A 1,255-nucleotide genomic window follows, 5' to 3' on the forward strand; every position below is an offset into this window, starting at 1 on the left:
TTGACACTCCCCGCCATAAATGGACGGGGATTCTTAAGACCAAATAAATAATCTTAACGGCGATATCAATGCGCCTCTACTGATTCCACTAGAATTTAATCCTAGCTTTACCGCTACTTTTCTGAAAATATTAGCTGCACCGTTGCAATCTGCATTGATTTTTGTACCATCTTGAGAATGGTACAAACCCCGGCTAACTCTTCTTCCTGACTCTTTCCACCCTTCAGGTTTTGCACCGAATGTAGGTAGAAAATCATTGTCTAGGAACGATGTTTTTGAGGTATAAGATTCTTCAGTTTCAAAGAACTTAATGCCGTATTGTTCACACAGTTGAGCAATGCGGTTTTTTAATCTTGCGGTAGGAACTTGGACAAATTTTTGATTAGTTTTAGAACCTAAATTTATAGAATCTTTTTGTCCGACGTTCCAGCCAAAAACGACAGTCCCAATTTTATGATCAATGCAATGGTTGATTACGATTCTAGCTGCTTTATTAGTAGCGTCCCTCATCCGACGATTCCGCTTTTCAGCTATTGACGCTAATTGCTTAGACCAAAAACCAAAAGGATTGATTTTCTTTGAGAACCGAAACTCGTTTGTTGTACCATTGATTCACTGATTTTAACTTGCGTCCGTCAATCAGAAATGACGTACCAACGTTACTGATACAGGTTAGCCAGTTGTTCAACCCGTGATCAATTGATAAAACATTCTCAATATTTACGTCGGGCTTGTGAGAAGTTATTTTATAAATTAACTCCAAATAAAATTCATTATTCCTTGGCAGTATGCGGTATTCTTTGATGTCCTTATGCTCTAAATTAGAAGGCATGGGAACATAAAAAGCGTCAAGCCCAAACCAAACTTTCACCTTACTACCCATCGGAAATCTTAGCTTACCGTCCTTTAGTTTAATAGCTTGTCCAGGAAAAGTTACGAGATTTAATCCAGGTTTTCGGTATCCAGGTAGCTTAGGTTTTTGAGTGACTGTACCATTTTTAATCCCTTTCAAAAGTCCAATATAAGACTTGAACGATTCCGCCACAGTTGTTAAACATTGCTGTGCAGCTTGAGAATACATTGCCCCAAAATGTGAATTACTTGCTAACTCACGATGCAAGTCAAACTTACCAGGAATTTTACCCGTCTTAAAAAACAATTGTCTGGCATAATAAGTCCCACAATTAGCAAGTTTATTTGACTCCCCACATAAGAACTCAAGAACCGCTCCTAATTCCTTGTTGGGACTGATTAG

At 38.3% G+C, this 1,255-nt stretch carries 2 protein-coding genes; both read right to left on the reverse strand.

What is annotated here, in order from left to right; genetic code table 11:
• Window positions 1–33 precede the first annotated feature (33 nt).
• Window positions 34–510 carry an IS200/IS605 family accessory protein TnpB-related protein gene (locus IQ228_RS27560; RefSeq protein ID WP_370566960.1) on the reverse strand — a complete coding sequence of 159 codons (477 nt, stop codon included), beginning with the start codon at window positions 508–510 and terminating at the stop codon, window positions 34–36.
• A gap of 37 nt (window positions 511–547) precedes the next feature.
• Window positions 548–1,255 (reverse strand): RNA-guided endonuclease InsQ/TnpB family protein (locus IQ228_RS27565; protein ID WP_370566961.1); only part of this gene is annotated, 708 nt, incomplete at its 5' end.

It is taken from the genome of Dolichospermum sp. LEGE 00246, assembly GCF_015207865.1.
In the GTDB taxonomy this organism is placed as follows: domain Bacteria; phylum Cyanobacteriota; class Cyanobacteriia; order Cyanobacteriales; family Nostocaceae; genus Dolichospermum; species Dolichospermum heterosporum.